Origin of the sequence: Mesorhizobium sp. LNHC229A00, from assembly GCF_000502415.1 — a bacterium.
Lineage (GTDB): Bacteria > Pseudomonadota > Alphaproteobacteria > Rhizobiales > Rhizobiaceae > Mesorhizobium.
Genome location: NZ_AYWQ01000038.1, coordinates 1 through 14,386, shown reverse-complemented (window position 1 = coordinate 14,386; position 14,386 = coordinate 1). Strand labels below are relative to the sequence as shown.

The 14,386-nt window shown below is 62.4% G+C and carries 14 protein-coding genes and 1 pseudogene; 4 read left to right on the top strand and 11 right to left on the bottom strand.

The features are described from left to right. Positions 1-506: 506 nt before the first annotated feature. A complete protein-coding gene (locus tag X742_RS140950) occupies positions 507-1,907 on the top strand; it encodes a Do family serine endopeptidase (protein WP_031248753.1) in 1,401 nt (466 codons plus the stop codon). 200 nt (positions 1,908-2,107) lie between these two features. On the opposite strand, the gene X742_RS140955 is transcribed toward X742_RS140950, so the two are convergent. The 8 genes and pseudogenes from X742_RS140955 to X742_RS140975 all read right to left on the bottom strand — a co-directional run bounded on the left by X742_RS140955 (position 2,108) and on the right by X742_RS140975 (position 9,177). Continuing rightward, on the bottom strand, positions 2,108-3,073 hold the full coding sequence (locus X742_RS140955; protein WP_023775461.1) for an ABC transporter permease: 966 nt from the start codon (positions 3,071-3,073) through the stop codon (positions 2,108-2,110). Positions 3,074-3,076: 3 nt separating this feature from the next. Continuing rightward, the gene (locus tag X742_RS140960) at positions 3,077-4,024 is read right to left on the bottom strand and encodes an ABC transporter permease (RefSeq protein WP_245275658.1); all 948 of its coding nucleotides are present in this window, start codon (positions 4,022-4,024) and stop codon (positions 3,077-3,079) included. 53 nt (positions 4,025-4,077) lie between these two features. Continuing rightward, positions 4,078-5,067 carry a sugar ABC transporter ATP-binding protein gene (locus tag X742_RS1000000176295; protein WP_023775459.1) on the bottom strand — a complete coding sequence of 330 codons (990 nt, stop codon included), beginning with the start codon at positions 5,065-5,067 and terminating at the stop codon, positions 4,078-4,080. A gap of 10 nt (positions 5,068-5,077) precedes the next feature. Next, positions 5,078-5,359 (bottom strand): hypothetical protein, encoded by a 282-nt coding sequence (locus X742_RS1000000176290; protein WP_023775458.1) that lies wholly within the window; start codon positions 5,357-5,359, stop codon positions 5,078-5,080. A gap of 104 nt (positions 5,360-5,463) precedes the next feature. Continuing rightward, positions 5,464-5,628: pseudogene (locus tag X742_RS1000000176285) on the bottom strand (ATP-binding cassette domain-containing protein); the annotation flags it as partial. 99 nt (positions 5,629-5,727) lie between these two features. After that, a complete protein-coding gene (locus X742_RS140965) occupies positions 5,728-6,708 on the bottom strand; it encodes an ABC transporter substrate-binding protein (RefSeq protein ID WP_023775457.1) in 981 nt (326 codons plus the stop codon). A gap of 103 nt (positions 6,709-6,811) precedes the next feature. Further along, the gene (locus X742_RS140970) at positions 6,812-8,431 is read right to left on the bottom strand and encodes a GMC family oxidoreductase (protein WP_023775456.1); all 1,620 of its coding nucleotides are present in this window, start codon (positions 8,429-8,431) and stop codon (positions 6,812-6,814) included. Then, on the bottom strand, positions 8,428-9,177 hold the full coding sequence (locus X742_RS140975) for an FCD domain-containing protein (protein WP_023748427.1): 750 nt from the start codon (positions 9,175-9,177) through the stop codon (positions 8,428-8,430). Before X742_RS140975 ends, X742_RS140970 begins: the two co-directional genes overlap by 4 nt. 191 nt (positions 9,178-9,368) lie before the next feature. Between X742_RS140975 and X742_RS140980 the strand changes: the two genes are divergently transcribed. After that, the gene (locus X742_RS140980; RefSeq protein WP_031248752.1) at positions 9,369-10,463 is read left to right on the top strand and encodes a mandelate racemase/muconate lactonizing enzyme family protein; all 1,095 of its coding nucleotides are present in this window, start codon (positions 9,369-9,371) and stop codon (positions 10,461-10,463) included. A gap of 356 nt (positions 10,464-10,819) precedes the next feature. After that, positions 10,820-11,230 (top strand): hypothetical protein, encoded by a 411-nt coding sequence (locus tag X742_RS0139095; protein ID WP_031248750.1) that lies wholly within the window; start codon positions 10,820-10,822, stop codon positions 11,228-11,230. A 320-nt stretch (positions 11,231-11,550) separates the two neighbouring features. Here the strand turns inward: X742_RS0139095 and X742_RS1000000171790 are convergent, their stop codons facing one another. The 3 genes from X742_RS1000000171790 to X742_RS140990 form a co-directional block, all read right to left on the bottom strand. Beyond that, on the bottom strand, positions 11,551-12,360 hold the full coding sequence (locus X742_RS1000000171790; protein ID WP_023775452.1) for an SDR family oxidoreductase: 810 nt from the start codon (positions 12,358-12,360) through the stop codon (positions 11,551-11,553). Between the two features lie 481 nt (positions 12,361-12,841). Continuing rightward, positions 12,842-13,123, bottom strand: a complete 282-nt coding sequence (locus X742_RS140985; protein ID WP_023775450.1) for a hypothetical protein — start codon at positions 13,121-13,123, stop codon at positions 12,842-12,844. Between the two features lie 131 nt (positions 13,124-13,254). Next, complete coding sequence (locus X742_RS140990; RefSeq protein ID WP_031241481.1) at positions 13,255-13,776, bottom strand: ferritin-like domain-containing protein; 522 nt, start codon at positions 13,774-13,776, stop codon at positions 13,255-13,257. A 290-nt stretch (positions 13,777-14,066) separates the two neighbouring features. Here X742_RS140990 and X742_RS1000000173490 point away from each other — a divergent pair. Beyond that, positions 14,067-14,386: cyanophycin synthetase (locus tag X742_RS1000000173490; protein WP_280800208.1), on the top strand; the 320-nt coding region annotated here is incomplete at its 3' end.

Sequence of the window (14,386 nt, the reverse complement as noted above, 5' to 3'; positions counted from 1 at the left end):
TCTACAGTGAAATCTCGCGGATCATGTCTCATCTGCTGAATGTGACAACTCAGGCCATGGACGTGGGCGCGCTGAGTCATCAACATGATCTCGCTCGACGGGTTCGCGGCCGCCCCGTATGCAGCCGCCTCCAAGTCCGGCGGCGGGGTTGCCAGCGAGGACGACGGGGGTTGAGCGCTACTCATTGAGATCCGGTCCACTTCGTCCAGGCAGCTTAGCCGGCATGTTGGCCTCCATGGGCACATCGGACGTTTGCCGGAGCTGACGCCTTCGCTGTTGCTGATTTCTTCATATCCGGGACCAGTCCTATGAGACGGTTGAACTCGGCGGTCTCAATGGTTCCCGGCTGCTGCCTTGCGGACCCCCGCGGTCGGGCTGTTTTTCCTGGCCGTGCCATTTTCCCGGGGGGCTGAAACAAACAGCTCTGTTGGCAGTTCTAGCGTCCGGAGCACCGGCTCCGCGCGGCGGGGCCGAGCGGGCGGGGCTGCCCGGCAGGAGGTCCAGCAATGTCTCACGATGTGCAAAGACGATTTGCAACGCGCTTGATCGCGATTGCGCTGATGCTCTCGGCCTTTGGCGTGGCGCCTGTCCTGGCCCAGGATACCCCGACGGACTTCACAGCGATAATCCAGCAGAAATTGCCGGCCGTCGTCGCGATCACGACCCGGGAGGTTGTCCAGGACCAGACGACGGCAGGCGATTATTCAAGCCCGTTCGACGGCCAGGGCCTCGGACCCGTTCAGCGGCAGGTGAGGGAGGCGCTTGGCTCCGGATTTGTGATCAGTGCCGACGGCTACATCGTCACCAATAACCATGTCGTTGCCGACGCGACAGAGATCCATGTCGTATTTTCCGACAAGGAAACGGCGCCGGCGAAATTGGTCGGCCGTGACCCCGCCACTGATATAGCGGTGCTGAAGGTGGACCCGCGGCCCAACATGACCACGACCAAATGGGGTGACTCGGATGCAATGCAGCCGGGCGCATGGACAATCGCGATCGGCAGCCCGTTCGGGCTCGGAGGGACAGTCACTGTCGGCGTTCTTTCGGCCCGCTCGCGAGACATTCAAGCCGGGCCGTACGACGATTTTCTCCAGACGGACGCGTCGATCAATCGAGGCAACTCGGGCGGTCCGCTGTTCAACGCACGTGGCGAGGTGATCGGCGTCAACACCGCCATCGTCTCGCCGTCGGGCGGCAGCATCGGAATCGGGTTTGCGGTGCCATCGCGCACCGCCCAGAGCATCGCCGACCAGTTGATCCGAACTGGCCGGATCGTGCGCGGCTTCATCGGAGTCCGCCTGCAGGACATCACGCCGTCGCTGGCTGAGGCCCTCGGGATGAAGGATGACAAGGGCGCGCTGGTTGCTTCGGTTGAGCCCGGCAGCCCGGCGGAGAAAGCCGGCTTGAAGCCGGGTGACGTGATCACCCGGTTCAACGGCAAGGTCATTGAGGGTGTCCATGACCTCACGCTTGCGACGGCTAGCCAGAAGCCTGGCAGCAAGGCCACTCTGACACGGAGTAACGGCGGCAAGGACCAGGAGATCGCGCTTGTCATCGGTGAGCGCAAGGATGCGGAGGTGAAGACCGGCGCTGTTCCCGACAAGAAGTCGGCGGCCGAAGGCCTCGGCCTATCCCTCAGCCCGATTCCGGATCAGGCGCGTCAGCAGCTAGGCATCAAATCAGGAACAACCGGCGTCTTCGTCGTGGAAGTGGTTCCCGATGGCCTTGCCGCCCGGAGCGGATTGCAGCCCGGCGATGTCATCATATCGGCCAACAATCGCCGCGTGACGGAGCCTTCGGATATCGTCGAGGAGTGGGCGAACTCTCGCCGGCAGAGCAAGCCCATCCTGTTTCGGCTGGAAAGGCAGGGGCAGTCCGTGTTCGTGGCGGTCGCCGGGAAATGACCGTCTCCAGGACGGCCATGTGACTGCACCACGATCAGCTTCCGGATCCCGCTCCAAAGGCGCCGGACGCCATGTGCAATAGGGGAGCATCGCCGCAGAAAGTCTTCGGGATGCGCTCATCGGGCCGGGCGCGCAACGCGCACTCATTCTGCAGCGCCAGAACTCTTTTGAGCTCATCGTGCTCGAAGGCGTTCGCCACCTCACGCAGTTTCGCGCCTTGCCGTAAGCCTTGCCTGGAGAAGGACGACGACGAGCAAAAATAGCCCGCGGATCACTGACTGCCAGTAGGCTGACAGCGAAATCCAACCCATGCCGTTTTCGAAGTTCAGGACGTTGAAAAGGATGCCGAGCAACAGCACGCCGGCCAGCGTCGTTAACACCGAGCCCGAGCCGCCGGTCAGCAGCGTCCCGCCCACGACCACGGCTGCGATGGCAAACAGCTCCCAGCCGACGCCCTCGATCGGCTGGCCTGCGCCGAACTGAGAAGCGAGAACGACGCCGGCGAGCCCGGCCAGGCACCCGCTTGCCACATAGACGAGAAATTTGACGCGGTCCGTGCGCAGCCCCATCAGCCGCGAGGCATCCTCGCCGCCGCCGATGGCCAGCACCGTCCTTCCCGTGCTGGTGTAGTTCAGGACCACTGAGCCGACGACATAGGCAACCAGGGCGATGACTGCCGGAATCGGGAAAATCCAGAAATTCCCTTGGCCGATGGCGGTGAAACCCGAATCGTAAGACACCGAAACGGTCTGGTTGCCGGCCAGAAGCAGCGCCGAGCCGCTTGCGGCCAGCATGGTGGCAAGCGTGGCGATGAATGGCATCAGGTTGCCGCGCGTAACCAGGAGCGCGTTGATCAGCCCGGCTGCCAGGCCGGCGCCAACGCCCGCTGCAAGGCCTGCCACGATGCCGTGCGGGCTGGCCAGGGCCGACGCGACGCTGCCCAAGGCGGCGACGGAGCCGACGGACAGGTCTATGCCGCCGGTCATGATCACGAAGCACATGCCGAGCGCGACGAGCGCGAACATCGAGTTGTAGCGCAGAACGCTCATCACGTTGAAGAGGCCGAGGAAGCGGTCGTAGCGCAGGAATCCGAACAGGACGAGGGCTGCAAGCGCGATGACGACACCGTAAGTGCCGATGATGCGAACCAGTCTGGCGCTGTTCATGGATTACACCCGGTGTTGCTGCTGCAGCCAGACGGCGAATGCGATGATGCCGGCCTTGACGACGAGCGCAGCGGCGTCGGGCACGCCATTCGCGAGCAGCGTGTAGCGCACCAACTGGATGGTCAGTGCGCCCAGCAGGGTGCCGATGATTGTGGCCTTTCCGCCACTCAACAGCGTGCCGCCCACCGCGACCGCCGCGATGGCGTCGAGTTCCATGCCCAGCCCCACGAGATTGGCGTCGCTGGAGGAGTTGATCGCAATGACGACGAGACCGGCTAGCCCCGCGCACAGGCCGCTGATCGCATAGACAGCGAGCTTGATCCTCGATACGGCGATGCCGGCGAGTTCAGAGGCCTTTTCATTGCCGCCGACCGCCAGGATGCTTCGCCCGAACACCGTGCGGTGAAGGGCCCAAGCGGCCGCCGCAACCAGCACGGCCATGATGATGACCTGCGCGGGAATGCCGAGCGGGCGGGCAAGTCCGATCCACTGGAATTGCGGCACGCGGAAGGTCTGCAGATTGCCGTTGGTTATGACCTGCGCGATCCCGCGCCCGGCGATGAACAGCACGAGCGTTGCGACGATCGGTTGGATGCGGAAACGCGAGACCAACCAGCCGTTGAACAGCCCGAACAGGCCGGCGACGAGGATCGAGGCAATCATCGCGACGGCTACCGCCAGATAGATGTTTCCGACCGGGAAGATCGTGCCCATGAAGATCATCGGCGCCAATGCGCCGGAGATCGCCATCAGCGAACCAACCGACAGGTCGATGCCGCCGGTGGCGATCACCAGGGTCATCCCCACCGCGACGATCACAATCGTGCAGACCTGGGTTAGGTTGACGTTGAGTGTCTGCAGCGTCGCGAAATTGCGCGTATAGGCAAGGTTGAAGACCACCAGCAGCACAAGCGCGATCACCGTGCCGTAGCGCGCCAGGAAACCGAACACATCAAAGCGGCGGTTTCCAGCGTCGTTGGCTGCGGATGGTGTAGCCAGATCGCTCACGCTGCCTCCTTCGCCGCGCCGCCATGCGCCATCGCCGCGAGCACGTCCTCCTCGTCGGCTGCCTGGCCTTCCAGTTCGGCCACCCTCACTCCTTCGCGCAGCACGAATATGCGGTCGGCTCCTTCCATCACTTCCTCGAGTTCCGAGGAGATCATCAGCACGCCGAGCCCGTCATCGGCAAGCTTGCGGATGATGCGCTGGATCTCGGCCTTGGCCCCGACATCGATGCCGCGCGTCGGCTCATCGAGAATGAGCAGCTTCGGGTTCATTGCCAGCCAGCGGGCAAGCAGCACCTTTTGCTGGTTGCCGCCCGACAACTCGCGGACCTTCTGGTTAGGCCCCGAGCATTTGATGTCGAGTTCACGAATGAAGCGCTCGACGATCTCCTTCTGCCGGGCCTCGTTCAGGATGCCATTGCGGCTGATTTTCGGCAGCAGCGCCAGTGTTATGTTCTCCGCGACGGTCATTTCCGGCACGATGCCCTCGGCCTTGCGGTCCTCAGTGCAGAAGCCCATCCCTGCGGCGATGGCATCAGCGGCACGTGCGGGATGGTAGGACGCGCCCTCCATCGTCATCTCGCCTGCGCTCCGGCGGTCGGCGCCGAATACGAGGCGGGCTGTTTCGGTGCGGCCGGCGCCGAGCAAGCCGGCAAAGCCGGCGATCTCGCCGCGGCGCAGGTCGAAGCTCACGTCACGGACCAACTGGCCGGCCGCCAGCCCTTGCGCGGTAAACAGCACATCACCGATCCTCGACCGATCGCGCTCGCCGAACGCGGTCGCGTGGCCTTCGACGGCTGCGACGTCGCGGCCGAGCATGGCCGCGACCAGCTCCAGCTTGCCGATGTCGCTCATCGCCGCGCTTCGCACCGTGCGGCCGTCACGCATGATCGTGACCCGGTCGCAGACCTCGTACAACTCGTCGAGCTTGTGGCTGACGAACAGAACGGAGACGCCGTCGGCCTTGAGCTGACGGATAACGCTGAACAAGACCGAGACTTCACGCTCGTCNGAGCGGGCGGCGCACGTCGATGCCGATCGAGAAGCGGCTGAGCAGGCGCTCGGCTTCCGCATGCATCGCGCTCCAGTCGAGCAGGCCGCGGCGGCGCTTCTCGCGTCCAAGGCAGATGTTCTCGGTGACCGAGCGCAGCGGTACGAGATTGATCTCCTGGTAGATGGTGCTGATGCCGCTGACCTGGGCCTGATGCGGAGACCCAACCTCGAACGGCTTCCGTTCGAACAGCACCTGGCCCGCATCCCGACGGTAATAGCCGGTGAGCACCTTGATAAGTGTCGATTTGCCCGCACCGTTCTGGCCGATGAGTGCGTGGANCTGACCTGGGCCTGATGCGGAGACCCAACCTCGAACGGCTTCCGTTCGAACAGCACCTGGCCCGCATCCCGGCGGTAATAGCCGGTGAGCACCTTGATAAGTGTCGATTTGCCCGCACCGTTCTGGCCGATGAGTGCGTGGATCTCGCCCGGAAGAACCTGGAGCGAGGCATCGGCCAGGGCAGGGATGCCGGCAAAACGCTTCTGGATGTCACGCATGTCCAGGAGCAGCGCGGCTTGGTCCGGCTGAGCGGTCATCGTCAAACTCCCAAACCCTACCCGCCGAAGCGGGTAGGGCAGATGGAAAGAAAGTGGATATCAGAACGCAATATCGAAGTCTTTCTTCGCGTTCGTGGCGTCGAAGAAGGCATCCTCGTTCTTGATGAACGGCGGGATCTTCTTGCCGGCCGCATAGTCGGCCATCGTAGCGAAGGCCTTCGGCCCGAACAGCGGGCTGCAAGCGCAGATAGCGCCGATCTTGCCGTCAATGATCGCCTGGACGCCTTCCTTCTCGCCGTCGATCGACAAGATCAGCACATCCTTGCCCGGGGTCTTGCCGGCTGCTTCCAAAGCGGCGATGGCGCCCAGCGCCATCTCATCATTATGCGCGTAGATGATATCCGCATCAGGGTGCGCCTGAAGCAGCGTCTCGGCGACCTGCCGGCCCTTGTCGCGGGCGAAGTCGCCGGACTGCGACGCCAGGATGGTGAACTGCGAGTGCTTGGCGATGAAATCGTCGAAGCCTTTCTTGCGGTCGGTAGCGGCCGAGGCTCCGGTCGTGCCTTCCAGCTCGATGATCTTCGACTTGCCATTGGCGTTCTTGACCAGCCATTCGCCGACGCGGGTCGCCTCCTGGATGAAATCCGAACCGATGAAGCAGACATAATCCTCGCCCGGCTTGGCCATGGTGTGATCAACGTCGCGGTCGACCAGAAACACCGGTATGCCGGCATCGCGCGCGGCAAGAATGACCGGCACCAGGGGCTTGTCTTCGCGGGGCGGCAGGAAGATTGCGTCGACGCCCTGCGCGATCATCGAGTTCACGTCGGAGGCCTGCTTGGCCGACGAACCGGCGGCATCCGTGTAGACCAGCTGATGGCCGAGCTTGGCGGCTTCGTCATGCATGCTCTTGGTCTCGGCAAGGCGCCACGGATTGTTGCTTTCCGTCTGGGCGAAACCGACCTTGTACTTGTCCTTCTTGGCGAGCGGCGGGAGCGCCGCGAAGGCGCGTGAGCCGAGCGTCAGCGCGAGCGCGCCGACGGCGGAGCCAACCAGTAGTTTTCGACGGGTTATGATCATGCTCTTTCCTCCTTTATTGTCGCTTTCTGCGACTGTGTGATTTCCTCACGATATCGGCCCTGAAGGCTTCGGCGATGACGCCGTTGGCAAGCTGGATCAGGCTCTATGCCGCCTCCAAAATGAAATCGGCGCAGCGGTCGCCCAGCATCATGGCTGGCGCCGCTGTATTGCCGGCATTGATGTTGGGGCAGGCCGACATGTCGGCAACCCGCAGATTGTCTATTCCGCGCACGCGCAGCGCCGCGTCCAGCACCGCCATCCGGTCGCTGTCTGAGCCCATCCGGCATGTCCCGGCCGGATGGTAGTTGGTCTTCACAAAGCGCTTGCAATGCTTTGCCATCGCCTCGTCGCTGAGATCATCCTGGCTTGGCACGGCAATGGCCTTGACTCGATCGGCGAGCGGCTTGGTCTGAAAAGCCTGCAGGAAATAACGCTGGCCGGAGATCATTTCCCTCATGTCGTCGGGGTGTTTAAGAAGGTTCGGCGAAACGATCGGCATGTCCTTCGGATCCGCCGAACGCAGCCTCACGAAACCGCGCGACTTTGGTTTCACCACCACTGTCGTCACGGTAAGCCCATAGGTGTTCTCGACCAAGGTCAGGATATCGCGGTCCAGATAGACGTGCGGCACGCAGAAGGCCTGGATCGTCGGTTCGCCCTCGGGATCGGCCGGATTGACGAAGGCTCCGGCCTCGACCCCCGCTGACAGGATCGTGCCGGTGCCGAAGAGCTTGAAATGCAGGCCGTTCCTGATCATCCGCCAGCCCTGGCCCTGCCTGAAGTAGCCGTATGGGCCGTTTGCGGTGGCGATGATCGGCACCTCCGGATGGTCGATCAGGTTTTCGCCGACCCCGGGCAGGTCGGCGACGCAGGAAATGCCGTGCCCAGCAAGCGCCTCGGCGGGGCCGATGCCGGACAGCATGAGCAATTTCGGCGAGACGAGGGCACCGGACGAGACAATCACGTCGGCATCCGCATGGACGGCATGCTCGGCGCCGGACGCATCCGAGTAGACGACGCCGGTGACCCGACCGTTTTCGATCAGCAGCCGGCTGACTGTGCAATTGAGTTTCAGCGTCAGCTTAGGATCATTAGTCAGCGGCTCGATGAAGGCGTAGGCGGCGCTGCTTCGCTTTCCTCGCCGGTTCATGAACTGGTAGAAGCCGACCCCGCGCTGCGACGGTCCGTTGAAGTCATGGTTGTACGGCAATCCAAGGCCTTGGACCGCCTGGACGAACCAACGGGAAACTTCATCGATGTGGCCTGGATCCGAGACCAGCAGCGGACCTTCGCTACCATGCAGTTCGCCGCCGAGACGGTTGTTTCCCTCCATGCCGGTGAAATGCGGCAGCACCGCCTGCCAGTTCCAGCGTACGCCGGCATTGTTGCCGCGCAGCAGCTCGTCCCACTCCTCATAATCGGCCGAGCGGCCTCGCATGTAGACCTGGGCGTTCACCGAGGTGCCACCGCCCAGCACGTTGCCTTGCGAGATTTCATGGACGCGGCCGTCGAGATGGGCTTGCGGCTCGGTGCGGTGATAGCGCATGAATTTCGAGCCGTTGATCATCTTGAAGATGCCGGGCGGCATGTCGAGCAGGGGGTGATGATGGGAATGGCCGGCCTCCAGCAGCAGGGTTCGCCGTCCCGCTTTGACAAGCCTTGCCGCCGCGACGCAGCCGGCGGCTCCGCCGCCCACCACGATATGGTCGTACGACTGCGTCATGCTTCCGGCGCCTCACGGCTTTCGAATGTTCCGCGGACATACTCCCAGGCCGCCGAGAGGTGGTTGAGCAGCGCCCGCTCGGCGCCGTCAGGATCTCGCTCAATGATGGCCGTGCAGATTTCACGATGGCTGAGGAAATTCACGCGGTTGCGCTCGGGCGACCGTGGCATGCGCATCCAATGCGGCGACAGCCAGGCGGTAAATGCCTTGTGCACGACAGGCAGCACCGGGTTGCGCGCGATGTCATAGAGCGCTGCGTGGAACGCCACGTCCGTCGCATAGAATTTCTCGGAATCCGGGATCGCAGCCTCGTTCATCGCCAGCGCCGCCCTCAGGGCTGCGATGTCATCCTTGCGGGCATGGATGGCGGCGTTGCGCGCCAGCGACGCCTCGAGGAAGACGCGCATGTCGTAGAGGTTCTTCACGCCCGCCTGGTCGCTCAGCAGATGTCCTACAATGCCGTCGAGGGCGCCGAGCGCGGCATCCAGGCCAGGCCGGCGCGCCACGGGCCGGAACCGCGGACGCGCTTCCACCAGGCCGCGGCTGGCCAGGCGCGCAATCGCCTCACGCACAACGCCACGGCCGACACCATACTCGATCATCAGTTCGCGCTCGGCCGGCAGGTAGCTGCCGTCGCCAAGCCTTCCGGACGTGATGTCGGCCTCTATGCCGGCCACCATCGCGTCGGCCGCGCGGGCGGCGAGAATAGCCGCGGGCATCTCAGGACGCTCTTCCGTATCCAGCAAGCCTTTTTCCTCCCAGATGGTCCTGTTATTAGAAGGTAAATCGGACCAAAGCACAAGCGGTTTGATGCTTTTGTAGGACCAAAAAATGAACTGATTGGCTTCAGAACCGCTGAAAGATCAGCCACAATTGTTGCTAGTCAGCGCTGCCGGTGCAATTATGGTCCGATGAAAAAACCTGAATGGAGCGCAGCATGAGCCGCACCGAAATCAAGGAAGTCGAGACCCGGCTGTTCCGGGTCCCACTGCGTGAGGTGATGACCGATGCCAAGCACGGCGCGCACACGCATTTCGAGCTGGTCACCGTCACGCTGAGGCTTGCCGACGGCTCCGAGGGCACAGGCTACACCTACACCGGCGGCAGGGGCGGCTATGCCATCAAGGCAATGATCGATCACGACCTCGCGCCGTTCCTCAAGGCACTAGACGCGACGCAGATCGACACGATCTACGACGGCATGCTCTGGCACATCCACTATGTCGGGCGCGGCGGCATCGCTTCTTTCGCGACATCGGCGATCGACATCGCATTATGGGACCTCAAGGGCCGGCGTAGCGGCCTGCCGCTTTGGCAGATGGCGGGCGGGGCCGGGAAGAGCGCCAAGGCCTATCGCGGCGGCATCGACCTAAACTTTACCCTCGATCAGCTTTTGGCCAGCATCGATTCCTATCTCAATGCCGGCTTCACCGGGGTGAAGATCAAGGTCGGCAAGGACGACCTTGCCGAGGATGTGGCCCGGGTGAAGGCAGTTCGCGAGCGCATAGGACCTCATGTCACCTTTATGGTTGACGCTAACTACGCGCTCGACGTCCCGCGAGCGATCGAGGCAGCGAGAGCATTCGCCGCCTACGATCTGCTGTGGTTCGAGGAGCCCATCATACCCGACGACTATGAGGGTTACGCCAGCATTGCCAAGGCGACTGGAATGCCCCTGGCAATGGGAGAAAACCTGCACGTCATCGAGGAGTTCGAGCATGCCTTCGCTTGGTCGAATCTCGCCTACATCCAACCCGACGCCTCCAACTGCGGCGGCGTCACGGGCTGGCTGCGCGTGGCAGCGCTCTCACGCAAGGCTGGCATTCCGGTCTGCAGTCACGGGATGCAGGAACTTCATGTCAGCCTCGTTGCAGGTCAGACAAATGCCGGCTGGGTGGAGGCGCATAGTTTCGATATTGACCATTACACCACCGAGCCGCTTAGGCTTCAGGATGGTTTGGCGATAGCACCCGACGAGCCTGGAGTGGGCGTTGTCTTCGACTGGCAGAAATTGGCGGGTTCTCGCCAATAGCGCCCCTGAACGGCGGCACGCGGCGAGATTTGCCCGAGCGGTGCGCCTTGCATGGAACATCGTGCCTGTCGCTGCCGTTTAGAAATCTTGGAGGCGGCCGCATGCATTTTGTCCGGATCCTGCTTCCTCGTTCCGGCAACGCGGAGAGCCCTTCGCCGAGCAAGACTTCGACCGTCTGAAGGACGAACTCGTTGCCGCCGTAGCCAGCGGGCATATCAGTTATTGGATGACATACTTACATTTGTAATTGTAGCGATGCTTCACCGGCTTTACCCACGCAATCATAGCAGCGAACAGGCGGCCGCCCGAAGGGCGGCAGAAGTTGCAAGCTTGGGTGCTAATGCAGGGAGGCGGCGATGGTTGCAACGCGTACGCATACGGCGCATGCGGTTATGGAGCACTTCACTCTATCGCGGCACCGCTCACCGGTCCGCGAAGTTGGATTTTACGAAGCTATGAGTCAAACTCGACAGGCGATCGCCGCATCGCGCGAGGTGCTGAGGCGCTTTCGCGAACGTCAGGGCGGCGACACTCCTCGAGCAAAGAACACAGACCGCGGTCCTGTCGCCGTGTCAGCCTTCGATGCCGACATCATACGCGCTGCATGCCGAGATCTGATCGCGGAGATGAACGTGCCCGAGTGTCAATGGCGCGACCTGGCGCGAAGTCTGGTGCGCGAATTCGTGGCCTGCGAGCAGACCGAAGCCGGTTTGGTGGATTGGATCGTCCGCCGGGGAGCTATGACGCAGACGGACCAGGCCGGCTGACCGGAGCCAGCCGGCGAGGCGGCGAATGAGCCAGGAGTCAGTCGACCGCAATTAACGCGAGCAAACAGGTCTCCCGGCGACTTGTTGCGCGGAACTGCGTTGGTCCGAGGATCGGAAAGTTTAGCGAGCGGCTTGGACACATCTGATCCTGCTCGTCTGTGGGCGTCGGGCCCGTGTTCGCATTTGAAGCATATAGCGAGGACTGGCCGATGGCGTGACCTTTGGTCGAGTGGAGACGAATGCGTCCAGCCCAAAGGCAGACGGCGACGGCCATGTCGCGTTGCTCCCTGCCTTCGCACACAAGGAGCCCAAGCCGGATGCTAACCAGGCTGCATTATGCCAATGGGAACAATTTGCGCGGGCCGAGCTTGGACTAGCGTCGTATGAGGTGCAAGTATGCAAGATAATTTCGACCGAGCTTCATCTGTCGCGGAGGTCGCGGAATCCTTCGTGAGATCCCGGAAGCCGTTCTCTGTCGTGTCGACCCGGGATGCGGTCACGATTGTCAGGAAACAGGCAGCTTTTTGCGAGCATACGGAAGGCGAGCTTGCCGAGTTGGTGGCGGCAATTGCAGTGAGGCATGGTCGATTGGTCGCCTTCGATCTTGATCTCGATGACGCAGGCTTGGAGATCGGTCGCGCAGCATAGCCAACGCCTGACGCAATGAGATAGCCGCCGTCAACCGGCAAAATTGCCCCGGTGATGAACCCCGCGAGCGGCGAACACAGGAACAAGGCGGGGCCAGTCAGGTTGCCCGGCGTACCCCAGCGACCCATCGGAGTGCGTTTCATCAATTCCCCGTTGCGAGCTGGATCGGCGCGTGGCGCGGCGGTCATCGCGGTCTCGATCCAGCCAGGCGCCAATGCGTTTACGCGGATGCCATCCCCGGCATAGGCGATGGCGAGCGACTTGGTAAGTTGCACGACGGCGCCCTTGGTTGCGGCGTAAGCCGGCGCATGAGCAGCGCCGAAAAACGCGAACATCGAACCGATGTTGACAATGGCGCCCCCGTTCGAGAGTGCCCCACGGAACGCGCTCGCACTCCGCATGGAGCCGGTGAGATTGATATCGACCACCGTTTCGAAAGCCTGGACAGTGAATTCCGCGGCGCGCAGGTTACCCCTGCGCAATTTACGAGCGCTGCAACGGATGTGAACTGACTGGAATATCCCTCGACCGCAGCCATGTCCCGGACGTCAAGTACTGAATACGAGACGGGGGTGCCGTATGCACGAGCGGCCGCTACCTCGGCGGCCGTGGCCCCGTCGCGTGGACGATTGCCCCGGCCTGGCGAACGCCATAGCGATGCCGTTTCCGTGCGGAAATCCTCGCTGAGAATGTCATGACGCGGGCTCGGTAAAACTCCAGCGAGAGGCTGGGGCCTTCATTTGCTTCGTAGGCTCAGCGTCATCATGATCGCCTCCTCGATCGTACGCCGTCCATCTCCGTCGCTCGATCTGGCCCATGATTCATTGAAGGATTGCCGCGACGAGGCCGAACTCGAATGCCTCTGCCGCCGTTAGGTAGCAGTTCGTCTTCGCCCTCGCGTCACTTCCTCGACAAACCCACAACAGCGAACTACCCTCGGCGAATTGGGCAAACCCTTCTCGTTCAAGTTTCTCGGCGGTCTTCAGCAGTTCCAATCGTTCCTGCACGCTTCGAAGACTGGAGCATGGTTTCAAGCCTGCGCTCGTGCACCAGCAGGACTGTATCTCGCGTCAGGTATCGCGCCTCTTTGCGAAAAGCGGCCAAAATCGTAATGCCGGCGGAATAGACGTTCGTCTTGCCCACGCACGCGGAGGGACGTCCGGCGTGGTGCTGAAACAACTGAAGTTCGAGCGGAATGCGGCAGGCTGGCGCCATCGCGTCCCTGCCCTGCGTGTTCAGTTCCACGCGCAGCGGCCATTTCCACTGCGGATCGGCTGCAGCCGTTCCAGCACGTTACCGTGTCGGCGGTGATCAAGCCGTTGATGAAGAGGCTGGGCGAGAACAGCAGGTCAGGGACGGCTTGGACACCGGCCATCTCAGACTTTGGCCTCTTCGCCGACACTCTTCAGTTCCGCGAATTGGCGGGTCACGCCGGCGAGGTTCGCCTGAAGCCACCTTGCCATCCCTTCTTCTTCGGACAGATTCTGGCGCAATGGTCCTTCGGCCCGTGTCTCGCCGGCCAGGTCGGCAATTACCAGCAGCGAGTTGTAAGCCGCGATTTCGAAGTTCTCGAACGCGAAATTGGCGAAGCTGTTCTTGAGGATTTCATCCCCGGCAACCGTATGGCCCATCGCGGCCATGGTTCCGCCCAGCGAAAGCGCCATGTCCTTGATCGTCGAATTGGACTCTCCCAGTCCTTCCAGAAGGCTGTCCAGCCGTCCGATCTGACCCTCGGTCTCCCTGATATGTTGATCCAGCTTCTCGGCCACCTGTGGGTAACTTTCGATGCGCTCCAGTTGCGGTTTCATGATGCTCAATGCTTGGTTCTCCATCGCATGAGCGTTGCGAAGCCCGGTAACGTAAAGGTCCCGGATCCGGTCGCGTGAATCGTGTGCCAAAGCTTGCTCCTGTTTATGGTTTGAAGTTCTCCCAACTCGGAAATGTGCCTCATGTTCCATAGAGCCTCGAGCCACCCCGGCGGTCCCCGGCCGGTCGAGGCCATTGCGGCTTGCGGAGCCGCTACTTATCTCGCCACCACGTTGTACGAGAAGACGTGGGAGGCAGTACGCCTACACCAGGAAGACGTCACGCGGCTCGAGCGATGGTATAGCCCGTTTCGTGGCTAGGATGGTTCGTCGTAGAATCTCCCGGTCGCCTCAACGTCTTCGACGGGCATGATTTCCGCACTATTGTCGACTATGCGCACAATCCGGAGGGGCTGAAGGCGCTCGGAAAGCTCGTTTCCCACATGAGGCGCGGCTACCAGCGCACGATCGGCCTGGTCGCCATACCGGGTGACCGCCGCGATTGCGACATACGCGAGATGGGTGCGATCGCTTCGCGGATATTCGATGTCATCGTCTTCAAGGAAGATGAGCAGGAGCTGCGCGGCCGCGCCCCCGGCGCGATCGCCGGCTTGCTGCGGGAAGGTGCCTTGACCGCCGGCTGCGCCCCAGGCCGCATACACGCCGTCTGTCCCGAGAAGGAGGCCGTCGACGTGTGTCTCCG

Coding starts and splice junctions, on each gene's coding strand:
- X742_RS140950 (WP_031248753.1), top strand. CDS start 507: ATGTCTCACGATGTGCAAAGACGATTTGCAACGCGCTTGATCGCGATT.
- X742_RS140955 (WP_023775461.1), bottom strand. CDS start 3,073: ATGAACAGCGCCAGACTGGTTCGCATCATCGGCACTTACGGTGTCGTC.
- X742_RS140965 (WP_023775457.1), bottom strand. CDS start 6,708: ATGATCATAACCCGTCGAAAACTACTGGTTGGCTCCGCCGTCGGCGCG.
- X742_RS140970 (WP_023775456.1), bottom strand. CDS start 8,431: ATGACGCAGTCGTACGACCATATCGTGGTGGGCGGCGGAGCCGCCGGC.
- X742_RS140980 (WP_031248752.1), top strand. CDS start 9,369: ATGAGCCGCACCGAAATCAAGGAAGTCGAGACCCGGCTGTTCCGGGTC.
- X742_RS0139095 (WP_031248750.1), top strand. CDS start 10,820: ATGGTTGCAACGCGTACGCATACGGCGCATGCGGTTATGGAGCACTTC.